Annotated in this window: 24 protein-coding genes; 9 read left to right on the top strand and 15 right to left on the bottom strand. The window is 46.2% G+C overall.

All coding sequences use genetic code 11. The features are described from left to right. Positions 1-10: 10 nt before the first annotated feature. From B5X68_RS08355 to B5X68_RS08310, 10 genes are read right to left on the bottom strand one after another with little or no spacing between them, the layout of a single operon-like run. The gene (locus B5X68_RS08355) at positions 11-4,228 is read right to left on the bottom strand and encodes a baseplate J/gp47 family protein (protein ID WP_082214247.1); all 4,218 of its coding nucleotides are present in this window, start codon (positions 4,226-4,228) and stop codon (positions 11-13) included. After that, complete coding sequence (locus B5X68_RS08350; RefSeq protein ID WP_082214246.1) at positions 4,225-4,689, bottom strand: gp25 family contractile injection system sheath assembly initiator; 465 nt, start codon at positions 4,687-4,689, stop codon at positions 4,225-4,227. The genes B5X68_RS08355 and B5X68_RS08350 overlap by 4 nt, the downstream gene beginning before the upstream one ends. 33 nt (positions 4,690-4,722) lie before the next feature. Then, the gene (locus B5X68_RS08345; RefSeq protein ID WP_082214245.1) at positions 4,723-5,016 is read right to left on the bottom strand and encodes a PAAR domain-containing contractile injection system baseplate protein; all 294 of its coding nucleotides are present in this window, start codon (positions 5,014-5,016) and stop codon (positions 4,723-4,725) included. 25 nt (positions 5,017-5,041) lie between these two features. Continuing rightward, entirely contained in the window at positions 5,042-6,670 is a 1,629-nt protein-coding gene (gene vgrG, locus B5X68_RS08340) for a type VI secretion system tip protein VgrG (protein WP_082214244.1), read from the bottom strand. Between the two features lie 5 nt (positions 6,671-6,675). Beyond that, positions 6,676-7,350, bottom strand: a complete 675-nt coding sequence (locus B5X68_RS08335) for a CIS tube protein (protein WP_082214243.1) — start codon at positions 7,348-7,350, stop codon at positions 6,676-6,678. After that, the gene (locus tag B5X68_RS08330; protein WP_082214242.1) at positions 7,350-7,532 is read right to left on the bottom strand and encodes a DUF5908 family protein; all 183 of its coding nucleotides are present in this window, start codon (positions 7,530-7,532) and stop codon (positions 7,350-7,352) included. The genes B5X68_RS08335 and B5X68_RS08330 overlap by 1 nt, the downstream gene beginning before the upstream one ends. Positions 7,533-7,535: 3 nt before the next feature. Further along, on the bottom strand, positions 7,536-7,991 hold the full coding sequence (locus B5X68_RS08325) for a phage tail protein (protein WP_082214241.1): 456 nt from the start codon (positions 7,989-7,991) through the stop codon (positions 7,536-7,538). 9 nt (positions 7,992-8,000) lie between these two features. After that, positions 8,001-8,459, bottom strand: a complete 459-nt coding sequence (locus B5X68_RS08320) for a phage tail protein (RefSeq protein WP_082214240.1) — start codon at positions 8,457-8,459, stop codon at positions 8,001-8,003. 27 nt (positions 8,460-8,486) lie between these two features. Continuing rightward, positions 8,487-9,986 (bottom strand): contractile injection system sheath protein, encoded by a 1,500-nt coding sequence (locus B5X68_RS08315; RefSeq protein ID WP_082214239.1) that lies wholly within the window; start codon positions 9,984-9,986, stop codon positions 8,487-8,489. A 30-nt stretch (positions 9,987-10,016) separates the two neighbouring features. Continuing rightward, positions 10,017-10,649, bottom strand: coding sequence for a contractile injection system cap protein (locus B5X68_RS08310; RefSeq protein WP_082214238.1), 633 nt, complete (start codon positions 10,647-10,649; stop codon positions 10,017-10,019). 263 nt (positions 10,650-10,912) lie between these two features. Between B5X68_RS08310 and B5X68_RS08305 the strand changes: the two genes are divergently transcribed. Beyond that, positions 10,913-11,287 (top strand): hypothetical protein, encoded by a 375-nt coding sequence (locus B5X68_RS08305; RefSeq protein ID WP_082214237.1) that lies wholly within the window; start codon positions 10,913-10,915, stop codon positions 11,285-11,287. Between the two features lie 76 nt (positions 11,288-11,363). Here B5X68_RS08305 and B5X68_RS08300 read toward each other — a convergent pair whose 3' ends face one another. From B5X68_RS08300 to B5X68_RS08290, 3 genes are all read right to left on the bottom strand, one after another. After that, positions 11,364-12,203, bottom strand: a complete 840-nt coding sequence (locus B5X68_RS08300) for a KilA-N domain-containing protein (protein ID WP_082214236.1) — start codon at positions 12,201-12,203, stop codon at positions 11,364-11,366. Positions 12,204-12,292: 89 nt separating this feature from the next. Beyond that, positions 12,293-12,694, bottom strand: a complete 402-nt coding sequence (locus B5X68_RS08295) for a DUF1801 domain-containing protein (protein ID WP_170916607.1) — start codon at positions 12,692-12,694, stop codon at positions 12,293-12,295. Between the two features lie 76 nt (positions 12,695-12,770). After that, complete coding sequence (locus B5X68_RS08290) at positions 12,771-15,221, bottom strand: ABC transporter permease (RefSeq protein WP_082214234.1); 2,451 nt, start codon at positions 15,219-15,221, stop codon at positions 12,771-12,773. A 193-nt stretch (positions 15,222-15,414) separates the two neighbouring features. Between B5X68_RS08290 and B5X68_RS08285 the strand changes: the two genes are divergently transcribed. The 4 genes from B5X68_RS08285 to B5X68_RS08270 all read left to right on the top strand — a co-directional run bounded on the left by B5X68_RS08285 (position 15,415) and on the right by B5X68_RS08270 (position 21,363). Then, positions 15,415-16,308, top strand: a complete 894-nt coding sequence (locus B5X68_RS08285) for a LysR substrate-binding domain-containing protein (RefSeq protein WP_082214233.1) — start codon at positions 15,415-15,417, stop codon at positions 16,306-16,308. A 123-nt stretch (positions 16,309-16,431) separates the two neighbouring features. Beyond that, positions 16,432-19,083 (top strand): DUF7133 domain-containing protein, encoded by a 2,652-nt coding sequence (locus tag B5X68_RS08280; RefSeq protein ID WP_082214232.1) that lies wholly within the window; start codon positions 16,432-16,434, stop codon positions 19,081-19,083. 125 nt (positions 19,084-19,208) lie between these two features. Beyond that, the gene (locus B5X68_RS08275) at positions 19,209-20,513 is read left to right on the top strand and encodes a hypothetical protein (protein ID WP_082215270.1); all 1,305 of its coding nucleotides are present in this window, start codon (positions 19,209-19,211) and stop codon (positions 20,511-20,513) included. Position 20,514: 1 nt separating this feature from the next. Further along, positions 20,515-21,363 (top strand): hypothetical protein, encoded by an 849-nt coding sequence (locus B5X68_RS08270; protein ID WP_082214231.1) that lies wholly within the window; start codon positions 20,515-20,517, stop codon positions 21,361-21,363. A 155-nt stretch (positions 21,364-21,518) separates the two neighbouring features. Here B5X68_RS08270 and B5X68_RS08265 read toward each other — a convergent pair whose 3' ends face one another. Beyond that, positions 21,519-22,670, bottom strand: a complete 1,152-nt coding sequence (locus B5X68_RS08265; RefSeq protein ID WP_082214230.1) for a threonine aldolase family protein — start codon at positions 22,668-22,670, stop codon at positions 21,519-21,521. A gap of 92 nt (positions 22,671-22,762) precedes the next feature. Between B5X68_RS08265 and B5X68_RS08260 the strand changes: the two genes are divergently transcribed. Beyond that, positions 22,763-24,169 carry a DUF4932 domain-containing protein gene (locus B5X68_RS08260; protein ID WP_082214229.1) on the top strand — a complete coding sequence of 469 codons (1,407 nt, stop codon included), beginning with the start codon at positions 22,763-22,765 and terminating at the stop codon, positions 24,167-24,169. A 102-nt stretch (positions 24,170-24,271) separates the two neighbouring features. Continuing rightward, complete coding sequence (locus B5X68_RS08255; RefSeq protein WP_082214228.1) at positions 24,272-24,649, top strand: hypothetical protein; 378 nt, start codon at positions 24,272-24,274, stop codon at positions 24,647-24,649. Positions 24,650-24,665: 16 nt separating this feature from the next. Here the strand turns inward: B5X68_RS08255 and B5X68_RS08250 are convergent, their stop codons facing one another. Further along, on the bottom strand, positions 24,666-25,118 hold the full coding sequence (locus B5X68_RS08250) for a GNAT family N-acetyltransferase (RefSeq protein WP_082215269.1): 453 nt from the start codon (positions 25,116-25,118) through the stop codon (positions 24,666-24,668). Between the two features lie 119 nt (positions 25,119-25,237). Between B5X68_RS08250 and B5X68_RS08245 the strand changes: the two genes are divergently transcribed. Beyond that, positions 25,238-25,468, top strand: coding sequence for a DUF433 domain-containing protein (locus B5X68_RS08245; protein WP_082215268.1), 231 nt, complete (start codon positions 25,238-25,240; stop codon positions 25,466-25,468). Further along, on the top strand, positions 25,452-25,775 hold the full coding sequence (locus B5X68_RS08240) for a DUF5615 family PIN-like protein (protein WP_082214227.1): 324 nt from the start codon (positions 25,452-25,454) through the stop codon (positions 25,773-25,775). Before B5X68_RS08245 ends, B5X68_RS08240 begins: the two co-directional genes overlap by 17 nt. Positions 25,776-25,780 lie beyond the last annotated feature (5 nt).

Below are 25,780 nucleotides of genomic sequence, written 5' to 3'. Positions count from 1 at the left end.
GGTTTGGGAATTAAAAGTCAACCCTTCTGTTGGTAAGTTTATTTTTTTCGCAAGGATCCAGCGCTGGTTCCGCTTCGTAGAGCATGATAATGTGCTGCTGCGCCGATACGAGTAATGCACGCTCGTTGGTGGGTTCAGCCAATGTGGTCATTTTGAAAACAGGCAGATATTTCATCAGGTCAGCAACCGTTTTCAAGCCCATATTCTTGACCAGGTTGATATACCATTCAACCACTTTAAGCACCAACTGCTGCTCGTACTTGTTGGTAGCAGTCTGCAAAGCCACATCCTGGCTTATCTCAAACCAGCTTAGCACATTGCGGATCACCCATTCGACCATCGTCTCCGATTCGTCGCGGATAAAATCCCACAATGCACCCGAATCGCTGGTCAGAAAACCGGCGGGGTGGTTTTGCGCGTTGATCACTTTGGCAACGGCAATAGGATCTGCCTTGTCGTCGGTTGGATCAAGCTTCTTTTGTTCGGTGATCATTTCATCTGCTATCGCTTTGGCGCGTTTGGCCGTTTCCTTAATTTCATCTTTCAATGACTCCGTGCCGCAACAGTCGCATTTGACCTGATACATCATGAAATCCGTGATAAAATCCACATAGGGTCTTTCCTCAATGAAATTAATGACGGACGATGCATAGATCTGTGAGCCAAAAACAACATCGGCGCTGGCGTCAAAAGCCCAGGGCGTCAGAAATTCGCGCAGCTCTTCATTAAGTTTGGTCAGAAAAAAACCTTTGTCCAGGCCGTTGTAAAACTGCACGCGGAATGCGGTCAGAATTTCTTCATACACGGGGTTACGCGCATGAATTTTCACAAAAGGCGATGTGCGCTTTTTTAATAATATTTCTATCTCCCGCAGCACGCGATAGCTTGTGCGGGGTTGTAAAATGTTGATCGCATTCCTGTTCTTGAGGTCTTCAATCGGGACAATAAGCACGTGGCCGGGAGCAACCTGTGGCCCGCAGCAAATCACAGGTTTTGGCACCTGCTGCGGATCTCTCGGGCTGCATTCATCGTCAGGCTCTGCATTAAAATCCCGGCAAAGGCAGTTGGGGTCCGTGTGTGTAATGCATTTAACTTTAAATACCGAAGGGAAGTATTCAAGAACCAGCTTTTCGTAATCCGAAGTGGTTATAGCGCGGTTTTTATGCCGCAACCGCTCGCTGACCCGCATGTAAAATTCCTTGCCTATTTCAGCCGGAACACCATTATAAGAGGCGAACGGCTGCTCAATGGTCTTGATTTCTTCAGGCTTGTCGAGCAGGGTGGTAATGCGCTTGGCAGGCAGGGCGGCGTCATAATGTTCCGGTGCATTGCCCTGGTCCCTGAACCGTGCAGGAACAGCCTGGGCAACGATTTTTACCAGATAAGGCAGTCTGTGGCTGTCCGAATCCACACTGGCCGCTATCCAGTGCAGGCCGGTTGTCATAATCGTGTTCTGTGCGGTGGCGTCTTCGGGAATGTCAAAAAGGACGATGCCCGTAGTTTGAAGCCCGTATGTTGTGTCCAGAATTACGTTTGTAACAGGCAGCACTTTCCATTGATTTTCGGACAAATAGGACCAATTTATCCGCGGCGGGTCACGGTCATCGTCCATAGCCGTGCCTTCTGCAACCTGGAAAAGCAATGAAAGATTCTGCGGCACGACAAGGCCTTCCAGACCGATGTATAAGCTGGCTTCCTGCCTCACCGCGCCGGTGTATTGATTTGGTTTTGAAACAGATACAGCATCCAGCGAAAATTCCCCGTTTTTGGTGTTGCTGAGAGTGTTGCGCCTGGACAATGTTGCCGTGTTGTCAAAGTTGATTTCCGCCGCTTCGGTCCAATCCTGCTCACTTAATTTATCCACTTTCACACCGGCCAGGCTGATTGTCTGCATGCCATATTTAAAGTCCGGAAAAGCGCGATTGGCGGCCCAAACTTTGCCATCACCTACATTGTTGCGCAGTGAAACATTGACTTTGGATGCCTCTTTTCTTATTGAAATATCCTGCTGGTCCAAAGCGGATTCAACCACACCAAAAGGATAAACGTGAAAAAATTGGTCGAGGGAATCTTCCAGCCTCGTGAGGGTGGAAACATAATTGAGCGAAATTGCATTGACCTTTGACTCATTCCCCAGCTGCATCAGCTGAACAGGATCGGTTTTAATCGGATCGTCAAAAACCATTTTGATAAAACCTGTGCTGAGGCTTTCACTGAATGCATCGAACTTCACAATCTGGCGTTGTGCAGGCTGCTCAAATGTGCGCAGCCCCTCATCATTTTTAACATTTACCCAGCTTTTATTAACGCGGGCCTCATAGCGGATTTTATCAAAAGGACCGCCCCCAATCTGCCAGTCGGGCACGATATCAAAATCCAGGATCCGCTTGTTAAACATCTCCTCGTTGCCAATATAAAGCGGCGAGCCGGGCGTAGGAAGCGGTGTGAAAGGATAAAACGGCGAATCCGCGGGCTGAACGCCCTGCTCGTTTTGGATAATCACATTTTTCAGGCCTTTGACATCTATGAGCAGTTCGAAATTGTTGGTCATGGTATTTACCGCATTTACCACAGCTTCCGTGACACCAAAATCCAAGGCAGCATTCTCCCAGTCCTCGCTGGCAATAGACAGCACATCTTGTTTTAGTAATATCTGTAAAACCGGCTGATTGGTAGGGAATGTTGCTTCCGTGTGGATTTTTGGATCGTAACCGATGATTGCGTCCTCCTTATTAGGAATATAGATCCAAATCGCATCAGGGTCCTGCGTATCCATGTGATAAGTTGGCTCAGGAGGGAAAAAGCGCGCTGCAAAAAAAGTAAAACCGTTATTTGGGTCGGCAATCGCTGGTGTGTCAATGTCCATCCATTTTTTTGCCGCGCTTAGCCTGATCGTGAAATCTTCGCTTTTGGTCAAAATCTTGGATAAACCCTTCATTTTCAGCCTCATCTTTCGATTTCCTCCTTCCATACGCAGCTGGGGCGACGCAATGGCAAAACCGATTCTGGCATAGTTACTTCCGCGATGGCGGATTATCTGCCCGCAGCTATTCTGGTGTTTGAGAGAATCTGAGCTATAGGGATTCCACCAGCCATTTTCCTCGACAGTTTGTTTGCCTTCCCCGTCTTTTGAATTGGCAACGGATCGCGCGTAAAATCCGCGGATCAAACCCTGCGGACATTGATCAATAAATACATTTTTGACCTCCTTAACTTTGGCCTTGTTAATGACCATATCGCGGTCCGTAACATAAATCTGATCAATGCCAAAACTGTCTTTACCAGCGGATAAAGGCGTTCCCTTCGGCAAATGACAGACAGATGCATCTTTGGCAAGCTCGAAAATCACATTGACCTGATCGGGCTGTGCGGCTTTTTCTTTGATATGCAGGACATCCTTGTAATAAAAATTCAAGTGCCTCTCTGTCAATCCGTTCAATTGCTGTTGCGCAATTCTGAACAATTCCAAAAAAGCGATAAATAGCGCAATGTGGGGCTGGTGTTTTGGATATTTTTCAATAGAAATGCTCAGGTAAGCTTCGGCTTTTGTGACGATATCGGTCAAAACATGCAAAGCCGCATTGAAAATCGTATCCACTTGCAGCGAAGCGTGAAAAAGCTTGTCTTCGGTGGTAACGCCATCATACAAACTTCCCACAAACGGAATAACCACGTCCAGATCCCAGGTGTCCTCATTGACCGGCTCAAAATCAATGCCTAATTCCTCACTATTAATCAGAACGGCGGCTTTATCCAGCTCAAAAACTTTCAGCATCTGGGTGCGCATGGACGACCTGATCGCCAATTGCACATCCTGGTAAAGCGGAAAATCGGTGGCGCTTTGCGACAGCCATTTGTCCAGACGCTCGGCAATGCCCGTTATGGGCGAAAACAATGCTTTAAATGTGCTGAGTGTACGGACCTGATCAAAATGCTGACGGGTTTCGAGGTAATCTTTTTCAATCTGGGCAAGATCCGTCAGCAGAATGGTTGCTGCAATAAATGAGACGTCGCTGGCAAAAAATGCTTTCCAGGAAACGTCCGCACATTCATCTTCGGCAAGCTTGTGAAAGCGGATCTGAGCAGAGAATTTTTTGGTAAAAACTAGCAGATCGGCCAGTGAGCGGTCGTCAACAGGGTTGTATGCCGGGTCGAGCGCGCGCAGGAAACGGCTCAAACGGCCTGAACCGTCCCGGATAATGTCGGCATCGCAGTCACAAGTTTTCATAGCTGAAGATTGGTCGCTTCGTGGATGTAGAATGGATACACGTAATTGTATCGGGTGTTGGTGGTAATCAGCAGATATTCAACCGATATTTCGATCAACCCGTCAAGTGGCCGCGAGTAAGTTTCGACTTTATTTACAATAATTCGGGGTTCATGCAGCACAATGGCTTCTTTTACAATTGTTTCCAGCATAGCCTCAGTCGGCGTCGATTCTCCTTTTGCGGCATTTCCGTGGAGGTCAACCGTTTGTTGGGTGGTGTGTGTGATGGGCTCGAAAACGAAACGCCGCAATCCGCAGCCAAAGCCCGGATGCATAATCCGCTCGCCTACTTCGGTTGAGATAATGATGTGCAGGCTGCTTTCTACGTCTTCCCTGCCTGATAGCATATCGACCCCGCCTATTGTGCAGCGAAAGGTTGGCGGAAAGCCCCAGCCAGTGCCGAGAAATGATGTATCTTTCATATTATGAGTGTTTTAACAGACTATAACCCGCAGTTAACCAATGTTCACTTTGGCAAAACCTGTTGTAATTGTTCCACCATGTTTTGTGGCGTCACCTACTCTTGCGGCTGGTTTTCCATTGATTTTGACTGTTGATGAACCTCCCATTATCGTGTTATCCGTCGCGCCGGCACAAAGGCAGCTGTCGTCCTTTCTTGCGGCCGGTTTTTTGCCAATGTTCACATTCGGACTTCCCGGCGGGCCGGTGATCAGTCCCCCCGCATGCGCCTGCGGACCATTGGAAGCCGGACATACATGCGCATCGCCGATTCTTGCTGCTGGTGGCATTTTTTGTTGCAATTAGGGTGTTGGACTAATTAATATTAACCGCTGTTTGTCCTTCTATTTTTATAACTTTCGGGGTGCTGATAGTGATGCCCGCTGCATCCATTTTGAAAACGTTTTGGTGTTCATCTTTCATTTCAATCGCTCCTGATTCGCCGATAATGATCGATTTTTCGGCTCCGCCGGCCGGGACAGATATCGTTAACACTTTGTTTTCGTCGTCAAAGATCATGGTCATTCCTGATCTGGTAACAAGTCCTTTTTTGTGATTTTCGTCATTTTGAGGCAGTGCGGCGGGCGGCGATTTGGCCTGACTATGCAGCATGCCCAAAATGACTGCATCGCGCGGATCATCATTAATAAACCCGACAATCACTTCATCATCAATTTCAGGCCTGAAAACGAAGCCCCGGTCCTGACCAGCATCCGGCACGGCTACCCGGGCCCAAATGCCATCGCCTCCGTTGGCAACCATCGGCAGGTTAACCTGAATGTGATTAGGTCTCCCGCTTCCGTCGCCTGGTAATGTCAATTTTTTTACCTTTCCAATTTGTAGTCCGGTAACGCCCGGAACCAGGCCCGATGAAGGTTTTTCAATAATGTCATCGTGCTTGTAAAACCAATCCTCTGCCCAGCCAAACTGAATGTCCGTTGTGAATTCCCCATCATATTGATGCAAAATGCCTGTTACAAAAACATCCCCATTAAAGCGGTCTCCTACCCCGGCCAGCCTGATATTCTGACCCGGTTTGAGGCTTGGGCTCCCTAAAATCCTCACCCGGCCGCTGGCTTTGGAAAGGTGGTTTTTCATGGCATGTGCATTGGCCCAAAGTTCGAGTTCCTTATCCAGCAAACGTCCATTATGCTTCAATTCAAGGGTTTGACCCATAACCTCGGCTAATGTTGAAGCAGACAAATCACCACTTTCAGCCAGTGCAAAAACACCGTCCCTTTTCGTTTCAGGATTAATTTTCTGGTTATCAAAATCCCAGGCTGATGCCTGCATTTTTACGAACTGCCTGCGCGCATCCATTTCACCTTCAAACTCAATGATATTGTCTCCGTAAGTCGCGGTAAGTGCGGAAGCCGGTGTTAATGTGGGCTTTTTTACAACTATTTTTCCATTATCTGTATGCACAAACATGGCGTTGGCTTCGGCCCGCATCAGAATAAAATCCCAGTCTGTGCAGTAATACTGGACCATTTGGATGTGCGAACCATCCGTTGTATCCACTGATTTTTCCAGGCTGTAAGTGCCCGCAATCTCATCGATAATGTCCTTATCGGTTTTTTTGATAAAATATTTACTTTTCCGGACCTGCGTGAGCTTGACCGCTTTGTCTTTCGCCTCGACCTCCAAAAAAGAGCCTCCTTTCACTTTGATGCAATGACGAATGATGATGCCTTTAAAAACAGTTGATGGGTTATCATCATATCCAAGCTGGATTTCGAGCTCGTTTCCTGGTTTAAACAAATTAGAATTGCTTTGCAGAAAATCACGTGCGGCTACATCTCCATCTTCAACTTTCAATTTTGCGGATGCTATTTTGTTGAAATAACACATTGTACTCACGCTCATCACACCTACTTCATTGCTGAGCGGCGTACCATTGACGAGCACTTTGTACGCAATCCGTGAAGTGGGGGTATCAGCCATAATAATCAGACAATTGGAGGCAGTTTCAACTCAGATTCATCAGGCAGTTTCCGGAAATTCTTGATCCGGTTGGCCCTGGCAACCTGCAAGTAATAACGCTGGTCGCTATACGTGCGCTCTGTGAGCAATGGTAAAATCTCTCCGCGCTTCACCGTGTGCAAATGCGTCAGGTCGGGCGAGGACAGCATGGACGTGATCTTGCTGAAAGTATCGTCAACGAACTCTTCAAAATTGGCCGTGATCTTCGCCCTTAATGGCAAGCCAAATTCATCGAAAAGCGTGTATTCTACTTTTGAAGTCGTGATTTTGCAGCGGCAGATGAATGTTCCCCATTGTACCAAAAGGCAGTTGGATTGGTGAAAAACACCATTCATGAGCGTTGTAGCCTCCCTGAAAAGCAACACTTGCAATGTTACCGGAATTTTCGGGGCATTTACACCCGTTCCATCCAGTACAAAACTGAGCGAGAACTTACGTGAAGTAATCCGCTTGAAACGCAGTTTGTTGTTGGTTTGCCCAGGCGCGCAGGAACGGTTATACTCGACGCCTTCATCAATTACCAGCGTTTCCGGGTTGAACATGGTCAGGAACGGCAGCCCAAGCGGAAAATAGTATTTGGGGTGAATGGGAATGATTTTCAGGTTCAGCAGCAGCTTTTTACCAAATTCGCCAGCATCCATTATCGTTCACGTTTAGCTTTCAGTATTTCAAAAATTTGTTCTGCGATCTGCTCCGTGGAAGCTCCGCCTGCTGTGCCCGTGTTGGCATCTTCACCCGGTTCCGGTGTTTTTGTATCACCGCAGCCGGGCAGCCGCTCGGTCACTGTGGCACGTATGACAACCTCGTTGATGACAATGGGCATGGCTTAGTTCCGTTTAAACCGTTGGTAAGAAAACTCCATTGATTCTACAACAATCTCATTCCCAGATGCCTTAAAATCACTAATAACCCATTTGACAGGAAAGGCATTAAAGACGGTCCAGCTTACCAGCGGCTCATTGGTTTCCCCAAGCAGGCTGATCGTGATGTCGCAAGTGCTGGAATCAAGGTTCAAAACATTGAAATAGCTATTAACGGCCTTGTCGAAAAAGCCGACTAATGCTGAATCAACGAACATTCCCCTTTTGAGCACCAGATTGGTATACTTTACTTTTTTTGGAAATTTGTAAGCGCTCATCGGGTTGGCACCGTCCTTCACTTCCTCTAATTCAATCTCCCGGGTTAGCCCGCTTACATCCTGAAACAGCGTGTCGTTGTCTCCTACACCGTCAATTCCCTGGAAGACTGCCTTGAACCTGAAACCTACCGGTGGTGTATACATGTCAGTAAATTATACGATGGAAACTGTCAGTCCTTCGTGAGCCAGTTCAATGGATTCCACGGCAATTTCGTTGCCGGCCGCTTTTAGCGAAGGGCCTTCCACTTTCACCGGCCAGGCTTGTTTCACGTTCCAGACCATTGCCGGCGCATTGTTCTCGTCGAGCAAGCTGATGACCAGATCTTTGCGTTTGATCGTATTCAGTTTCACGGAGTTGAGCCAGGTGTAAAATTCATTATGCCCTTTGACGATCCCGCGCTTGAGGGTGATGTTGCTGACTTTCTGGATGCCCGGCATTTTCATTGCCGATTGCTGGGGCGTAAGGCCGTCGCGGTATTCGATCACCTGAACTTCCTGGGTAAGCCCGCTGACCTCGGAAAAACCGATGGTCGCGTCCGTAGTCAGCAGCGGATCGGCCGGGGCTGTTTCTGCTACCTGGAACCGGAAAACGGGAAGAGGAAATGCTGCCATTTTTTCAAGATTTTAAGTGATGGATGACTAAGATTTTTGAAGCACCTGGATGAATTTCAGGACAATGAATTCGGCTGGTCGGGCGACTGCGAGGCCTATCTCGACATTCATAATGCCGTTCAGCACATCTTGCGGCGTCATGGTTGTACCCAGGCCGATTTTTACATAAAATGCATCGTCTGGTTTTACGCCGGCCAGTGCTCCCTGCCGCCATTTATCAAACAGGTAATTTTCAATCAAGCCTTTTACCCGAACCCAGGTAGATGCCGTATTTGGCTCGAAAACAGCCCATTGCAATGATTTTTTAATGGATTCTTCCACCACCATCATAAAGCGCCGCACGTTTACATACCGCCATTCCGCATCATTGCCTTTCAATGTTCTGGCTCCCCAAACGAGTGTTCCGAAACCCGGGAAAGTGCGGATCACATTAATGGATTCGCCTGCCAGGCTATCAATATTCAAGTTTTCCTGTTGCTTGGATGAAAGCTCAACCAGCGCGCCGGAAACATTCATAACCGCTTCGTTAGCAGGTGCTTTCCAGACACCACGCTGCGAATCAACCCGCGCATAAATGCCTGCAACAGCAGGAGAAGGCGGCAGCACCACGCGCGTTTTGGGATGCTTGCTTACTTCTGCGATGAGCTGGTTGTATGCTGAAAATCCCCTTTTTGGAATGGTTTTCAAATCGTTGAGCGATTTGTCCTTCATATCGGGATGGTTCGGATTTGTTGCGGGCAATGCTGCACCGTTCAATGTGTGCGTATCTATTTTGACTTTATCCAAACTAAACCGCTCGTAAGTCGTAACCAGATTGGGGTAATAAGCCGCTGCATAGCTGGAAGCTTTTGCGTCATTGCGAATCGCAGCCGCATCGCCATCAATTGCACTTGTATTTGAAGGGATGGTTACCTGCTTTGGATCTATGAGAACAAAGCGGTCTTTAAGCTCTTCGGCCTGCATGACCGCGGCTTCGTACACATCTTTGTAACCATCACTCCATTGTGCTTCGGGAATTACGAAAATGGTCACCTCGTCAACGTCCTGGACCGCTGCCACACCGTCCAAAAGTTTGCCTTTCACGGGTGAACTTGTGTCGGTAAACTTGTCTACCGCCACCACATAGCAGTTTCCGCCTCCATTGGCAAAATAATGTTTTAGCGAATAATACAGGTTATGTTTTGGAAAATCTTCATCTCTGACCTCCATAGTCACCTCAAACTTTGCCGTGGCTGAATCCGGATTGGCAGGATCTTCGGTTACTTCGTTGATGGACAGCTTTACTCCTTTTGTTGCATCATTAATCAACGTTTCGGGGACTTCAATTCCCTTTCCAAAGAACAGTTCATATTCTTCCATTCCCGATATTTTAAACGGGACGCCAATCAGGTCGTCATCTGCAAACCGCTTGGCTTTTTCGGTGTATCCAATGAACGCCGGGATGGCCGAATCAACTTCCGCAACTGTGGGGGGCAATGTCGGGATTTCATCAACATACACCCCCGGCGTGGCTAGTTTTGTGATCATAATGGTATGGATAAAAGCGTTTATAAAATTTTAGATTTGCTCTGTTTCAGCATGTACTGTAACAATTTCACGAACCCGCTCGCCATTTCTGTCGGCAAATGAGAGCAGCCGGACCTGATAAACCACGTGTGGAAGATATTTTGTCCCAAGCGATGCCCAAAGGTTATTTTGCTGTTCGAAACTCAATGGATGCAGTTTAAAAATGATCTTTTCAATGGCGCGCCATGGCTTGTCCGGAGGCACATTAATATTCATGTCAGGATATCTCGGATCGCCGTTAATATCCGTTGCATCCTTATCAAAAACCGAAAAACGCTGAAAAAACCCGACGACATTGGACAAGTCCCTGAGAGATTTGGCATAATCATTGGCTGTGGCAGTAAACAATACATACATGGTTGCCTGCAACGGTGCGCTGAATTGCGTATAACTTTTGTCCGGATTTTGTTCAAAAAATGGCCTGATGCCATCCATTCGTTCTTCTTCCAAACTTACGAGTGTGATTTGGATCTGTTTATTCAAATCAATGGTGCTGTTTCCGGTTGGCGAGAAAAAGCCCGACACATTTGTTATTTCTCCTGGCAAAGGATAGTCATCCGGGTCTTTTAAAAAAAGATACGAGGCCAACTCTTCTTTGATAAATTCCAATGCAGTACTGATCATAGCCGGGTGTTGCTATACGTGAAACAAAACTTGGATTTATAGAGGTGGTGTTAACGGAAATTTTTGAAGCGGAGCTGTTTAACAATCAGCGGTAGTGGGTGTTATTGAATAAGACAAAGTAAATCTTAAAATAGTCCGATTTTTAGCGTAGATGTACTGTTTTTGGTCGCGTAATTCTACTTGAATTACCCCAAGCGCCGGATTGGAACAATATTTGATATGTTGCTGGATATTCTATATCGCGAACTGAAACAACCAATTAGATGAAAACGCTGAAAATATTTTTGATAACAATGGTGTTGATCGCACCTTCCATCGCATTTTCCCAATCGCGTGCCAGCAAAACGGAAACCGGCAGGTCGGAGCGGACTTTCCAGAAAAAGTCCTCCCGCGTTAAATCGACTATAGGCACTTCTGATGTGTCAGCCATTATTAAAGATTCGTCCAACGCAGAAAGTGGGCCGATTTTAAATGATAATGGTAATGTCAGCACAACCGGGACAATAGACGGAAGAAGCAGCACAGGACGCCCCGACGCAGACACGACAGGCTCATACACAGTAAAGCGTAACAAGAGGACAATCAAAACCGGCGGCGCAGTAATGCCCGACACAACAAAGCGGAAAACACGTCCATAATAATGAATGTTAATCTGGAAAAAAGGTAGCCCTGATGAAGACGGGGTTACCTTTTTTAATGCGTTTTGTTCAAAGTTTAAGATCCTGATCCGTCTTTCAGCTTTTTCAACTGAATGTTGTTAACCAAGGATTTCATTTGAGAAATGGCAACCAAATTAAGCTGTAAAAGCCGCTCATGCTGCGGCAAGCCCTGATGAATTAAAAGCGCATTCACACTTTCAAGATTCGACAATACAACGAGCTGTTCCAGGGTTGCTGAGTCACGCACATTACCTAACTCATGCGAGTTTAACTCTTTCCATTGTTTAGCTGTGATACCAAAGAGCGCCATATTGAGCAGATCAGCCTCATTTGCATAAACAAAGCCAATTTGTTTTCTATTTAACGTTTTAGGGATAAGATTCTCTTTAATGGCATCGGCATGAATCTGATAATTCACCTTTGCCAGTGTCCGCTGAACATTCCATTCCATTTTCAGGTCGGAATGCTCTTCTTCTTTCAGGCGTTGGAATTCTTTGATGAGATAGAGCTTGAAGGAAGGGCTTAGCCAGCTTGCAAATTCAAATGCAATGTCACGATGCGCAAAAGTGCCACCATAGCGGCCGGATTTTGAGATTATGCCAATAGCGTCAGTTGCCTCTATCCACTTTTGAGGAGTCAAGGCAAAACTGTTGCTGCCAGCTTCATTTTTAAAAGCATCGAATTCAATGCTTTTAAAACTCGGGTTATTCAAAACTTCCCATAGACCTACAAATTCGATTGCATTACGGGTTCGCATCCAGTTTTGGATAATGTAATTTGTTCTATCTGAATCCCGGTAACGCGCCATGTCTGTCAAGGAAATATACTCCTGCTCATTTCTCGATAACAAAACAATTTTGAAATTTTCGACCTGAATAGTTTTTGATTTACTCATAGTAGCATAGTGTTTAAGTGATAAACACTATACGGAGCTTTCGTGCTTTGGTCAAAGCATCGAGCACTTATGACTAAACATTTTACGAACTAACCAACCAACCCCACATACTCACTCAAAATCCCCTCCAAAACTTCTTTCTTGGCCTCGACGTCGGCCATATCGGTAAAATACATCATGCGCCTGTCCTTATAATCACCTTCCAACAGGTCGGAGGCAATTTGAACAATGGCTATGTGGTGGAAGATTAAATGCACCTTGGTTTGCAATCTGTGATTGAATGTCAGCAGATCCGCAGATGTATAATAACTGGGCGCATTCCACTTTATCCGTTCCTTAATGGCAGGATTTGTATTCTTTATGATGTTCCTGACAACTTCAATTTCAGCTTTGAGCGGATGCTGCAATTGCTCCATATAGGATGCGACCTGCTCTGCATCGCTTGGTTTTTTGGGTTTAGCTTTTGGTTCCTGATCGGTTTTTGCTGGCATAGTAGCGTTGTTGAATTTGGTTAAGTGCTTGCAATTACGCCAATTATGCATTTCGTCCGAAAAGTATTCTAAAACTTTATTCCGATTTCAAAGATTTGGCCGGGCTCATTAATGCGGCCCGGATCGCTTGCGTACTAACCGTTAAAAATGCGATCAATACCGCGAGCATTCCCGCCAGAATAAACATCCACCATTCGATTTCAATTTTATAAGCAAAATCATTCAGCCAATGCTTGACGCCAAACCAGGCAACCGGCGAGCCAATCACAATGGCAATAAGCACTAGTTTCAGAAAATCCACCGATAGTAAGGCCACAATGCTGGAAATGGTGGCGCCCAAAACTTTGCGCACACCAATCTCCTTGGTGCGCTGCGAAATTGTGTAGGAGGACAATCCAAAAATGCCTAACGACGCAATAAGTACCGCTAATAATGAGAAAAAGCTGGTTATCTGGCCAAACGTTTTGTCATCCTTATATTGACGGTTAAACTGCTCGTCCATAAAGAAATAGGAGAAGTCATTGCCCGGATAAAATTCCTTGTATTTCGCTTCGATCAAACTAATGGTCTTTTCCAGGTCACTAGTTGTGATTTTGAAGGAAAAATAGCCGCCATTTGTGTAGTACGGCGCGAAAAAAATGGGCTCGATGGCGTGCTTCAAGGATTGCTGATGGAAATCTTCGACCACACCTACAACGTCCCATTCTCGATTAAAAAGCAAAATCTTCTTGCTAACAGCCGATTCAGCATCTGCGAAGCCCAATAGCTTTGCTGCGGACTGGTTAATTATAAGCGTTTTTACCTTGAAGCCGTCAGGGTCAGAATCGGTCGGGATAAAATTGCGTCCGGCCGCCAGGTCAATTTGATAGGTTTTGAAAAAATCAAGATCCACATTCATCCGGCTAAGCGTTACGCCCTTACTTTGATCATCTCCTACTCTTTTTACATTAAATGTTCGCGACAACCGGTTGCCAAAAAGATTTACCGAAGCCGTGGCTGACTGAACTTGCGAATATCTTTTTACCTCGGATTTGAAAGCAGTAATGCGGTCAATGGCCGTTGAATCAAACCGGGTAAGGCTAGCACCGGGAATTACCAGCACTTTTTCCATATTAAAGCCCAGATTCTGCTTGCGCATGAATTCGAGCTGGCGAAACACGATTAATGTGCCCACGATAAGCACAACGGAAGCTGTGTATTGAAATACAACCAATGACTGGCGCACCCAAACCCCTTTTACCGATCTTTTAAAACTGCCCTTCAAAACGCTGATCGCCTGAAAAGCTGATAGTGCAAATGCAGGATAAAACCCGGAAAGCAATGTCCCTGCAACGAAAACAAGCCCCAGCACAATTGCCATAACGGGACCTCCATAACCAATTCCGGTTAGCAAAGACAAAGATAGCGGCCGGTCTACAATGCTATTTAGAAATGGTTGTAAAATCACTGCCAGGCAAAGCGCCATCATCATGGCCACCACATTAAGTATTACAGACTCAGAAAGAAATTGCCCGATCAATTGTTTCGAGGTTGCTCCGGCAACCTTCCTGATGCCCACTTCCTTAGCCCTTTCCATGGATCTTGCTGTCGACAAATTGATATAATTTACCCACGCAATGATGAGAATGAAAGCAGCAATGATAAGCATCGTCCAAACTGCCTTGCCATTGTTAACATTGCCAATCTCGTATTCATAATCAGAGAAAAGATGCGTTTGCGATAAAGGTTGAAGAAAGAATTTTTCAACGCTTCCCGAAACCTTGTCACCCCGGAAATAACGCTGGCTGAATGCAGGGAATTTTTGTTCCAGACTGGCTGCATCCACTCCATTTTTTAATTTTAAATAATGCCACATATCCGATCCATCCCAGCTTGTCTTAACCCAGCCACCCCATGTCGTGACGAGCGTTTCGTAGGACATCAGCGCGCCATATTGCAAATGCGACGCTGCAGGGAAATCTTTCATGACACCCGTGATCTGATATGGCTGCGTATCCAGATCAATCAGGATCGATTTGCCGATTAAACTAGCGTAATTGCCTTGGTTTGCGCCGAAAATTCGTTTTGCATTACTTTCGGAAAGGACAATCGAATATGGCCGTGCTAATGCACTTTTTGTCTCACCGACGATCAGAGGAAATGTAAAAAAGGAAAGAAATTGGTTGTCCGCATAAAGGCCTTGTTCCTGAAAAATCTTCTTATCACGCTGTAATTTGAATGTCCCGGGATTTGACATGGTGGTGTAAGCTTCCACTTCCTGAAAATCCCTGGCCATGGTCGCCCCGATCGTCGGATAAGTGATCGTGCCGTGCTGAATAAGTTTACCTTGCTGAAAACGATCGTTGGTTATCCTGTATATGCGCTCCGAATCTTTGTGAAACTGATCGAAGCTAAGCTCATAGCTGACATATTGCAGGATCATCACACAAGCGGTGATCCCGACTACAAGGCCGGTCAGGTTAACGGTGGAAAAAACCTTGTTCTTCCACATATTCCGCAAGGCAATTTTGATATAATTTCGAAACATACCGGGTTGGATTAGACCTAGACTGGACAAATGCCTTGCCAGCAGCTAAATAATGTGCTGTAAAGCTTTCAAGGCCATTTTTACCAACTGAGATTGTTCACATTCGAACGTTCTTGTCCAGCTGCGGACGATATAAATGCTGTCCTTGTGCGCTCTTTTTGAATTTTGCATTTTTAACTGCGAACTTGCGCCTATGGTCTTCGATTTTCGTTTGCAGGTTTTCAATACAGTTGCCCGGCGGCTCAACTTCACAAAAGCGGCAGCCGAGCTTTATATTACACAACCTGCCGTAACAAAGCACATTCACGAGCTCGAAAACCAGCTTAACACCAAGCTTTTCGAAAGGAACGGTTCGCGGGTGAAGCTCACGCAGGCGGGTGAAATACTCTTGCACCATAGCGAGCAGATTTTCGAGATTTACCGCAACATTGAGTTTGAAATCAATAATTTATCACAGCGCCAAGGCGGAAAACTGCGGTTAGGCGCCAGCACAACAGCCGCACAATATATCCTTCCTCCTATCCTTGCCGCATTTCACCGCAAATTTCATAACATTCAGGTAACCCTTACGATCAAAAACACCGAGGAAATCGAGCAAGCGCTTCAAAATAAGGAGATTGATCTCGGGGTAATCGAGGGTTTTTCCAAAAGCGCTGCGATTAAATACATTGAATTTTTAAAAGATGAGATCGTCCTGGTGGCCAGCAGCAAAAATCCTGTGGCCACAACCGGAGCAGTTTCGGCGCAGAAGTTGAAAGAGATTCCGCTGCTTATGCGTGAACCCGGCTCGGGAACATTGGAAGTGATTGCACATGCCTTGAAAACGATCGGCGTCAGCCTCGCAGACCTCACCATTGAAATGCAGCTGGGCAGCAGTGAAAGTATGAAATTGTATATGCTGCATTCCGACGCAATGGCGTTGCTTTCCATTCATGCCGTGTTGAAAGAATTGCAGAGCAAAGAATGTCGCATTGTGGATGTGGAAGGGCTGAACATTGAGCGCTTTTTCTACTTTACGATCCTGCACGGGCAGCACGACGCGCTGCCTGAATTATTTATGAAGTTCTCCCGCTATCTTGCCAAATAGCGGCCAACAAATGAATTGATGAATTTTGAGTAGTTATGCCCATTATCCTATTTTATTAAGTTGAGTTTTTTATCCATGTTTTCCATTCTGACGTCAGGTGGAGTGTTTTTCTGAAATAAAATTATGTTAAAAATTACTTTTAGTCTTGTAACTGCCTTTCTGATCCTTTATTGGAATAATGCAGTTAACGACCGTTCCGAACCCATTAAAAGTGCCACAAGTCTCGCCAAAGCCGATTCCCTGCCGAACGCAGCCAGCTGGCCTGCCGAACTTAATGTTACCCATTTCGCCGGATCCGACCTCACGCCAAGTCCTGCTTGCCTTGCGGTGGCAGCCAGCGGTGAAGTTTTCGTCGGTGTCGATATGATCGGTTCTTTGGGTAAAACGCCTGGAAAGGGCCGCATTGTGCGGCTAGTGGACACTGATCACGATGGCAAAGTGGATAAGAACACCACATTTGCCGAAGTGGACAACCCGCGTGGCATCATTGCCATGGGTGATCGTGTTTTTGTTTTACACACCACTTTTTCCAAAGAAACACAAAAGGCATCGGGTATGGACCTGGTTGTTTTTGAAGATAAAAACTGGGATGGCGTGGCCGATGGCGGGCCCTCACCTTTGATCCAAAGTATAAGTTCACCCAAGTTCCTGCAAAGCCGCGGAACGGACCACTCTACCAATGGGATTAGAATGGGGATCGATGGCTGGATTTACATTGCAGTGGGTGATTTTGGTTTCCATGATGCGGTAGACAGGTCGGGTAAAAAACTGACCCAGCTTGGAGGCGGAATTGTGCGGGTTAGGCCCGATGGAACCGAAATGGAGGTTTTCACACACGGAATGCGTAACATTTACGATGTGGCGATTGACCCTTATATGAATGTTTTCACAAGAGATAATACCAATGACGGAGGCGGCTGGAACATTCGTTTCAGCAATCAAATCCAGTCCGGTGAATATGGTTATCCGGTTCTATTCAAGCATTTTACGGAAGAGATCATCCCGGCATTGGTCGACGTGGGCGGTGGCTCGGGAACGGGGTCATTGTTTATGGACGATCCGAACTGGCCTGCAAAATACAACCAGGTGCCTATGATGGCTGACTGGGGCAGAAACCAGCTCTACATCCACCGCGTCACACCGGACGGCCCGACCTTCACGCAAAAAGAAGAAGAATTTATCAAACTGGCCCAAATTACAGACATTGATATCGACGCTTCGGGCAGCGTTTACTTATCTGCCTGGGATGGAGCAGGTTACTCTGGTAATCCGGGTAAAGGGTTTGTGGTTCGGGCTGTGCCCAAAACATGGCAATACAAGCCATTTGTTGACCTTAAAGAATCGTCTGTAAAGGACCTGGCTACGTTATTGACAAATGCAAGCGCCGTTCAACGTCTGGCTGCACAGCAGGAATTGCTGACCCGTAAAGAGAAAGATGTAACAAAAGCCTCATGGAAGGTAGCTGAGAATAAGCAGCTTCCTCTTTACGCACGGGTAGCGGGTATTTACACATATGCACAAGCCGCAGGCGCTTCGGGCAATGACAATCTGGTAAAATTGACCAATGACCAGGACGTCAGGGAATTTGCTTTGCGTGCATTAGCGGATCGCATGAAGAGTAATTCAAATGTTCCCGTTGAGCCGTTTTTGAAAGGTTTGCAAGATGGAACACCGCGTGTTCAGCTTGCCGCAACGGTTGGTTTGGGACGCCTTGGCCGCCCGGAAGTTGCCGACGCGCTGCTAAAAGTGAAAGTTCCCGCTTCTTTCGTTTCGCCAGCTAAGGGGACCGAAGGGCCTCACGCAACGCCTAATTCCCCGATTATCCTGCCACACGTTGCTGTAAGGGCACTTGTTGCACTCAATGCGGTGGATGCCTGTGTGCAAGCTATTGGCACCGAAAACGCCACCCTCGCGCTTTGGGCGCTACGCTATATGCATGACCCCAAAGCAGTTTCGGGGCTCATCTCGGCATACGGACAGGCAAAAGATGATGGCACTAAAAATCAAATCCTAACCACACTTTCGCGACTTTACAAAAAAGAAGCACCTTACGATGGCTCATGGTGGTGGAGCACGCGTCCCGATACGCACGGCCCTTATTACAAGGCCATAACCTGGGAATCGTCCGATACCATCAAGGATTTTCTGATGCAACAATGGAATAAAGCGGATGACAATGGAAAGCAACTTTATGCAGACCTGAACGGACGCCTGCGCATGGGCATTACCGAATTTGGCGGCGAAGAGGTGGTCGCAGCAAAAGAGGAAGTGAAGGTTGATTTGAACAAAATCCGCAATAAAAAAGGACAGGTTGGCGAGTCATCCATCGAGGATGTAATGCTTGCAATAGCCAAAATAGAAGGCAATCCAGCTTTGGGAAAACAGCTTTTTACAAAACAGGGATGCGTTGCCTGCCACAGCCTGAGCAAAGGCGAGGTGATGAAGGGGCCTTTCATGGGCCAGATTGGCTCCATTATGAACCGTGAACAAATCGCTGAATCGATATTAAAGCCCAATGCCTCTATTTCACAAGGATTTGCCTCGGTGCTGATCACGGCAAAAGGCGACAAAAGTTATATGGGATTTGTTTCGGAGGAATCTGCTGACAAACTGGTGGTACGCGACATTGCCGGACAGGTAACAACCATTAAAACCTCCGACATTATTTCCCGCAAAGAAATGGAATCATCGATGATGCCTCCCGGACTCGCTAATGAGCTTTCGTACGAGGAATTTGCCTCGCTGATCACATTCTTGTCGCAGCAAAGAAAATAACAAGCATTATCCGCGAAACCGCCGGTCAATATGTTTCGCAAATGGTTTCGATCCTCGCTCTGCTCAAACAGGCGAGGATTTTTTTTGACGAAGTATTTATATACATTGCTTTAAATATTTTGCTTATGAAAAATAACATTTGGCTCATACTCATTGCCTTACTGCTGTTCAGCAACACAACGGTAAAAGCGCAGGCGGAAGAGGAAAAGCTGGACTTGCCGGGTGATAACCTGAACTTGTATGCGGTTATGAAGCTTTTCCAGGAGTCGGAAACGCTGGAAGGTTTTGAACGAAAACTAAATGACGAAGAAACACAAATCAATAATCTTGATCTCGACGGCGACAATAGAATTGATTACATCCGGGTCTTTGACAATGTAGACCGTAACCTGCACACCATTTCGCTAAAAGTGGCTCTGGGCCAGAATGACGAGCAGGATGTTGCCGTATTTTTTGTAGAAAAAAAGGATAATGGACAGGTCTTGATCCAGCTGGTGGGCGACGAGGATTTATACGGAAAAGATTACATTATAGAGCCCAATTCGCTTTCTGCCGATAATGATGGCCGGGAGACGCCAAACCCGGGTTACTCGGCAGACCGGGAGAGACCAACGGTTCAGAACAATACTACTTACGTAATTTCCTCCTGGCCGGTGGTCCAATATATTTATGTCCCAAATTATATCGTTTGGCGATCGCCCTGGCGCTGGCAATATTATCCGTCTTACTGGCGCCCTTGGAGGCCGCATTACTGGCATTACTATTACGGCTATCACTATCATTATCACAATTACTACAACGGGCATTTCCGTCGTTGGAACTCCTATCGGAACCCGGTGTGGCAAACGTATTATTACGGCGGCGGTTACCGGTCGCGTTCCGTGACAGTTACGCGTAGGTCCAGCCGGGGCGATTACAGAAAAACATATTCGAAGCCATCGTCAGCCAGACAAGGTTCTGCGGTTTTTGTAAAAAGAAATCCGACAGCACCATCCGCAAAAGATCGGTTACCAGCATTCGACAGAACGGGCCGGCCGGTAGTAAGCAGGCCGGGAACCAGCCGTCCGTCCACAGGAAGGCCCGGTACGAACCCGGATGTAACCCGCCCGGTAACAAGGCCAATTGAGCGGCCCGCAACAACACGTCCGGCAACACCGAATCCAGGTCGTGAACGGCCTGCAACAACGCGGCCCAGCAATCCAAGCCCGAACGCGCAGCGGCCGGCAACAACACGTCCGGTTAATCCAAGTCCGAACCGTGAACGCCCTGCCACCCGGCCGGTGACACCTGGTACAGGTCGTGAAAGACCCGCGCCAACCCAACCATCCACGCGCCCTGCCGTTGAAAGGCCAGCGAACAGGCCATCCACACCTGCTTCGTCGCGACCTTCCGAAAGAAGCCGTTCAACTGAACCACGATCAAATCGCTAATATGAAAAAACTTCTGCCGCTGGTTTTCCTGCTTATCCTGGCATCCTGTAACGATGACAAGGATCAGCCCGTTCCTTATCCGGACCCGGCCGTTTTGGCAAAACAACAGGCTCCTTTTGGTGCGCCAGCTGTTGATGTCAAACTCAAAAAGCTGCTGTACAACGGCAAATTGTTTGCAGAATACATTTATGAAGGTGATTTGCTCAGCGAGCAAAAGAAATACTTATTGTTTTCTGTTCCCGGACATTATCAAACCGGAAGTTTCAAACGAAACGGCGCGCAGCTGGAATCCTATGATGTCGTTGCCGCACAGTGGATTGCCGAATCACAATTTGTTTCCGACGTCTTCAAACCATCCTATTCGATCAGGTTCGATGCGCCAGCCAATGACACATTGCGGACGGTTACAGAAGAAAATCTGATCTTTCTTGAAAATTTTTACAGGACATATATACTTGACAAACAAGGCTTTATTAAACGACAAGAATTCACGGAACGTAATAATGCTGGCAATGATTTTACAATAACTTATACAAGAAATGAACAGCATAATGTTGTCACAAGCGCTGTTGTTTATGCATCCCAGCCAACCGCGGCCAATCGGGTTGAGTATGAGTACGACAATCACCCGAATCCATTTTTCAAATTAGGAATTGACCGGAACGGGCAACTGGCAACCCATTCATTAAGTCCGAATAACATTGTTAAAGAGACCATTATAGATGCAACCGGCCCCGTTTATTCCATCGAATACAAGTATGAATATGGCGCAAACGGTTATCCGAGCAAGGTCAAAGTTGAGTCCAAAAGCCAGGGTTTCACTGCTTACACCATGGACTTTTTATACTAATCCAGTCCTCTTAAACGCCAAACTGCGTTAAATGATGGTTTAAATGTTTGCAGAGCATCGTATTATTGATCCTGTCAATGACTCTTTCTGTTACTGCTGGCTCAAAAATGCTTTCCATATCGTTTTAAATTTAGTGTGACTTTTAAATTCAGAACTTATGCGGCTGCTTCCTTCATCGCCTCAAGAAAATAACCGGCGAGACTCGAAGGCGTTGTACGGTTAATCGAAGGGTTAACTTTGAGTATAAAACCTGTTGTATTAGGATTGGATAGCCGAATGTTCCTTTTTCCCAGGGATTCTCTCAGCTTTGGCAAATTTGTTTTCAAAATATCCAATTGAACATTATGCGAGCCGTTTTCCAACTTGACAACCTTGCATTTATCATTCTTTTCAATTTCTGCGAAAAACTTTTCAGCATTAGCCCAGGCCTTTTTGTATTCATTGGAAAAACCGTCTGCATAATGCAAGGCAACCGCTGCAAACGGCCACGAAGCCGGCAAACCACCGCCAAACATACGTCTTTCGTGAAATAATTTCTCAGTAAATGCTTTGTCACCAGCCAAAATTGCACCTGAACTCGCATTAAAGCATTTCCACATGGAAGTGAAAACGGTGTCAAAAAGCGCACCGTATTGGCTTGGCTCAATGTTTTCATGAACAGCCTGTACAAAAAGCCGCGCTCCGTCCAGGTGTGTTTTAATGCCGTTGGCTCTGGCAAAATCAGTCATTGTTTTCAACTGGTCAAAGGGTACGATCCGGTCCTGCTGACGACGCACCGGCGTTTCGATCGCCAATGCTCCAATGTGGGCTTCCACTCGGCCTGCTTTGGTTTTCGCAACAACCTGCTCCACTTCGGCAACGCTAAAACCAACCGAATTTAGTCCTAATGGGATCAGGTTCAGATTACTGAGAATTTGAGCAGCATCGCCAGTATCGTTATAAATATGGCTTTGTTCCTGCACAATTATGCGGTGATTATTGCCTGAGAGTTTGCGAATCGCCATATGATTGGCCAATGTTCCTGTTGGCATAAACACAGAAGATTCCTTCCCGAGCAACTGGGCAAATTTATTTTCGAGCTCCTCCACCACACCACCATTGGAGTAACAATCGGGCTTAATTTTCCCCTCATCAGCCAGCTTTATCAGCAACTCCGCATATTCCCTGGGAGACAGCACCAGGCCGTCATTCAGAAAATCGACCGATTGAGCATTGTTTACACCCTGAGTAAACGGTTTTTCGGCAAAAGCGCTGCCGGGAGCTGCGGCAAGCATGCTGCCGAGTTTTACAAAATCTCTTCTTTGCATGGAGAACGGATAAATAATATTTGGTCTAAAATAAGGATAGAAATGGTCAATGCCACTGTTTTAGTATCCTGAACTAAAAATATATCCAACGCATGGGCATACACGCAAACACTCACCTCTTAGCTATCCTTTCCTTACTTTTTTCTTTTTCCAATTCCTTTTCTCAAAAACCTGTTGTTATCAAAGCCTCGTCTAAAATCGCTGATACCAAAATCGGAAACGAGTTGCGAAAAGCAGCCTGGAACATTAACCCTTCCATCCGCCCTGATGTGTTTGACGCAAGGGTTCCGGCAGAAGGGATGCCTGTCACTTTTCTTACGGATCAGGATTCTATCCGCTTTGACGTAAAACCGGGCAGCTATTATGAATTTGTGATATTGATGAATGGGAAAGACAGTGCGCTTACTGCTGTGAAAGGAATTTTAGACATTCCAAGAGCACGGTTTTCCAACGATTATAAAACATCGCACAGCGGCAAGACATTTGTGGAAATCCCCGCTATGTATGAGTTGGTTAATGTAGCATTCGCCCTCACCGAAACAGGCAAAAAAGATAACGGTTTGATCATGAAATCAACGCCTTACTATGCCGATGTGATGAAATGGTTCGAGCAATATAGCAACGAGCCGGTCATCGCTGCGCTGAACAAGGAGATTGCAGATTTGAACAATTCGCATGGTTACAAAATGGATGCATATGCATTTGATTTGAACAATGGAACAATCAAGCCGAGTGCCATTTACACGCGAATCGGATATTCAGACGAGAACCATCTAAAATCTTTCATTCCCGGATTGCAGGAATTGGCCACGAAAAGTAAGTTTACCGACTTTTACAAGGCTCATGAGCCATATTACAACGCGCTGATCACCAGTTACCGCGATTCGATCGGCGTTCCCGAAATGCAGAAATGGCTCGTCAAAAACTTTCCTTCCACAAAATATGATTCTTTCAAAATCATTTTCTCTCCGCTGGTAAGCAACAATCAATCAGCCACCTGGTTCGATTACGATGGTTTCAAAGAAGCACAAGCACACGTAAACTTCCCATTCCCGCGCAAAAGCAGCACATCATCCGTTTCAAAAGAAGGCTCGCTCGCGCGCGACGGTACAATTGTCTTTACCGAACTCAACCACGCATTTATCAACCCGGAATCCGAAAAACCCGAATACGCCGAGAGAATCGCAAAAGCACTCAGCAACATTAGCACCTGGAACAACCCCGAAAAACCAGCCAAATACTACAACGATGCCTACTCATCCTTCAACGAATACATGAACTGGGCCCTGGTGTCCCTTCGCTACATCGACTACGCCCCAGAAAAAGACCAGCCCACCCTCATTACCGCAACCGAAAACCAAATGGTAAACTCCCGCGGTTTCCTAAAATTCGCCGAGTTTAATCAGTTTCTGGTAAAGTTATACAAGAACAGGAAAAAGGGCCAGGTGCTGGCGGACTTGTACCCGGAGATTGTGAGGTGGTTTGAGGGGAATGGGTGAATAGGGTTATTATTATTGATATATAAGTATATTTAACAGTTTCAATTCCAACCAATCTCACACAAACAACATCCTTCATATGTAACCAGTAGACATAAACCCATGCGCCACTTATCACGACTCGTATTCCCTCTCGCCGCACTTCTTGCTACAGTTGTACTATCTTGTAAAGACAAAAAGGAATCCGCGATGGCTTGCGGCTGCAATGGGCCGGTGTTTAAGACTGTTGAAAATGCTGAGGCTAGTTATCTTGGAGATGGTTATTTTATTATCAAGAACAACATGCAAGGCGACTCGCTACTCTACGGCTGGGCTTGTGAACAGGATACTACATTGGCGAAAAGTCCGGATCAATACACCCGGGATTACATTGTTTCAGTAAACCTCATGCGAGCCTGCCCCGTAAATGACGTCGTGTTCCCTGCCACCATGTTTGCAACAGTTGATATGGTAAATGTCACGGCAATCCGTAAGAAATAGCTATGAACTTTACGAATCAGCCTATCACTTTCTCAAAGCAAACGCTATTCGCCACGCCGATATACTGGCCATAATTTTCAATGATTTGGTAACCATTCTTTTTGTAAAGCGCTATGGCTTCCGCCTGGCGTTTGCCGGTTTCCAGCACGCAGCGCTGGAAACCGAGTTCCGCGGCCCAGATTTCCAGTTCCTTTAATAATGTGGATGCAACGCCCTTGTTTCGGCCAGCTTCGGCAACAAACATCCGCTTCACTTCCATTGCATCGTCTCCAAATGCCTTAATCGCGCCGCAGCCAATTGCAACGTCATTTTCATAAGCCAAAACGACATGTTTGATCATGTCTATTTTGTTATATTGGTTGTAAAAAGCGTGCTCATCGCCATCCGTTACAGCTAAATAAGCATCCAGCGCTCTCACAAGTGCAATGAAATCAGAATGTTCGGAATTTGTTCTTAGAAGTTGGATCATTGTTTTTAATGCAATTTGATCAATTACCCAAATATAAACGCAGGGAGCCCAGGAAGCCAATGCTGCTCATCACATTCATCAAATTTTTGTATATTCGAATAAACTATTCATGTAGAACCATGCGATTCGGACAAGTAAGCATCGACCCGGAAATAATGAGCGGAGCGCCAGTCTTTGCTGGAACGCGTGTTCCAATTAAAACCCTTTTTGATTACATAGAAGGCGGAGAACCGCTTTCAGAATTCCTCGATGACTTCCCATCCGTTACAAAAGAAGCTGCATTGACCGTTTTGGAAATGGCAAAAAAAACATTGACCACAGAAAAAGTCTTGCATGAAAATTTTGCTTGACGAAAGTTTGCCCCGTAAGCTTCGCCAGGACTTTGGAGAGGAGCATGAAGTTTGGACTGTCCGAGACAAAGGATGGCTTGGTAAGAAAAATGGCGAATTGCTCCGTTTAATGAATGAAGACAAGTTCGAAATTTTTGTAACTGTTGACAGAAATCTCACTTATCAGCAAAATATCGAACGTTTCCCCGTCACTATATTTGTGCTTTGCGCATTCAATAACAGAAGAGATACTTTGAAACTATTAGTCCCTAAGATCTTCGAAAGAATCCAGCAAGGCAATTTGCAAAACCTTATTGAGATTCATTAAAGCCT

This window comes from Dyadobacter psychrophilus (assembly GCF_900167945.1).
Lineage (GTDB): Bacteria > Bacteroidota > Bacteroidia > Cytophagales > Spirosomataceae > Dyadobacter > Dyadobacter psychrophilus.
This window is presented reverse-complemented; position numbering and strand designations above follow the sequence as displayed.

What these genes read in the sequence shown, in the direction of transcription:
- B5X68_RS08355 (WP_082214247.1), bottom strand. Translation starts at nt 4,228, where the DNA reads ATGAAAACTTGTGACTGCGATGCCGACATTATCCGGGACGGTTCAGGC.
- B5X68_RS08350 (WP_082214246.1), bottom strand. Translation starts at nt 4,689, where the DNA reads ATGAAAGATACATCATTTCTCGGCACTGGCTGGGGCTTTCCGCCAACC.
- B5X68_RS08345 (WP_082214245.1), bottom strand. Translation starts at nt 5,016, where the DNA reads ATGCCACCAGCAGCAAGAATCGGCGATGCGCATGTATGTCCGGCTTCC.
- vgrG (WP_082214244.1), bottom strand. Translation starts at nt 6,670, where the DNA reads ATGGCTGATACCCCCACTTCACGGATTGCGTACAAAGTGCTCGTCAAT.
- B5X68_RS08335 (WP_082214243.1), bottom strand. Translation starts at nt 7,350, where the DNA reads ATGGATGCTGGCGAATTTGGTAAAAAGCTGCTGCTGAACCTGAAAATC.
- B5X68_RS08330 (WP_082214242.1), bottom strand. Translation starts at nt 7,532, where the DNA reads ATGCCCATTGTCATCAACGAGGTTGTCATACGTGCCACAGTGACCGAG.
- B5X68_RS08325 (WP_082214241.1), bottom strand. Translation starts at nt 7,991, where the DNA reads ATGTATACACCACCGGTAGGTTTCAGGTTCAAGGCAGTCTTCCAGGGA.
- B5X68_RS08320 (WP_082214240.1), bottom strand. Translation starts at nt 8,459, where the DNA reads ATGGCAGCATTTCCTCTTCCCGTTTTCCGGTTCCAGGTAGCAGAAACA.
- B5X68_RS08315 (WP_082214239.1), bottom strand. Translation starts at nt 9,986, where the DNA reads ATGATCACAAAACTAGCCACGCCGGGGGTGTATGTTGATGAAATCCCG.
- B5X68_RS08310 (WP_082214238.1), bottom strand. Translation starts at nt 10,649, where the DNA reads ATGATCAGTACTGCATTGGAATTTATCAAAGAAGAGTTGGCCTCGTAT.
- B5X68_RS08305 (WP_082214237.1), top strand. Translation starts at nt 10,913, where the DNA reads ATGAAAACGCTGAAAATATTTTTGATAACAATGGTGTTGATCGCACCT.
- B5X68_RS08300 (WP_082214236.1), bottom strand. Translation starts at nt 12,203, where the DNA reads ATGAGTAAATCAAAAACTATTCAGGTCGAAAATTTCAAAATTGTTTTG.
- B5X68_RS08295 (WP_170916607.1), bottom strand. Translation starts at nt 12,694, where the DNA reads ATGCCAGCAAAAACCGATCAGGAACCAAAAGCTAAACCCAAAAAACCA.
- B5X68_RS08290 (WP_082214234.1), bottom strand. Translation starts at nt 15,221, where the DNA reads ATGTTTCGAAATTATATCAAAATTGCCTTGCGGAATATGTGGAAGAAC.
- B5X68_RS08285 (WP_082214233.1), top strand. Translation starts at nt 15,415, where the DNA reads ATGGTCTTCGATTTTCGTTTGCAGGTTTTCAATACAGTTGCCCGGCGG.
- B5X68_RS08280 (WP_082214232.1), top strand. Translation starts at nt 16,432, where the DNA reads ATGTTAAAAATTACTTTTAGTCTTGTAACTGCCTTTCTGATCCTTTAT.
- B5X68_RS08275 (WP_082215270.1), top strand. Translation starts at nt 19,209, where the DNA reads ATGAAAAATAACATTTGGCTCATACTCATTGCCTTACTGCTGTTCAGC.
- B5X68_RS08270 (WP_082214231.1), top strand. Translation starts at nt 20,515, where the DNA reads ATGAAAAAACTTCTGCCGCTGGTTTTCCTGCTTATCCTGGCATCCTGT.
- B5X68_RS08265 (WP_082214230.1), bottom strand. Translation starts at nt 22,670, where the DNA reads ATGCAAAGAAGAGATTTTGTAAAACTCGGCAGCATGCTTGCCGCAGCT.
- B5X68_RS08260 (WP_082214229.1), top strand. Translation starts at nt 22,763, where the DNA reads ATGGGCATACACGCAAACACTCACCTCTTAGCTATCCTTTCCTTACTT.
- B5X68_RS08255 (WP_082214228.1), top strand. Translation starts at nt 24,272, where the DNA reads ATGCGCCACTTATCACGACTCGTATTCCCTCTCGCCGCACTTCTTGCT.
- B5X68_RS08250 (WP_082215269.1), bottom strand. Translation starts at nt 25,118, where the DNA reads ATGATCCAACTTCTAAGAACAAATTCCGAACATTCTGATTTCATTGCA.
- B5X68_RS08245 (WP_082215268.1), top strand. Translation starts at nt 25,238, where the DNA reads ATGCGATTCGGACAAGTAAGCATCGACCCGGAAATAATGAGCGGAGCG.
- B5X68_RS08240 (WP_082214227.1), top strand. Translation starts at nt 25,452, where the DNA reads ATGAAAATTTTGCTTGACGAAAGTTTGCCCCGTAAGCTTCGCCAGGAC.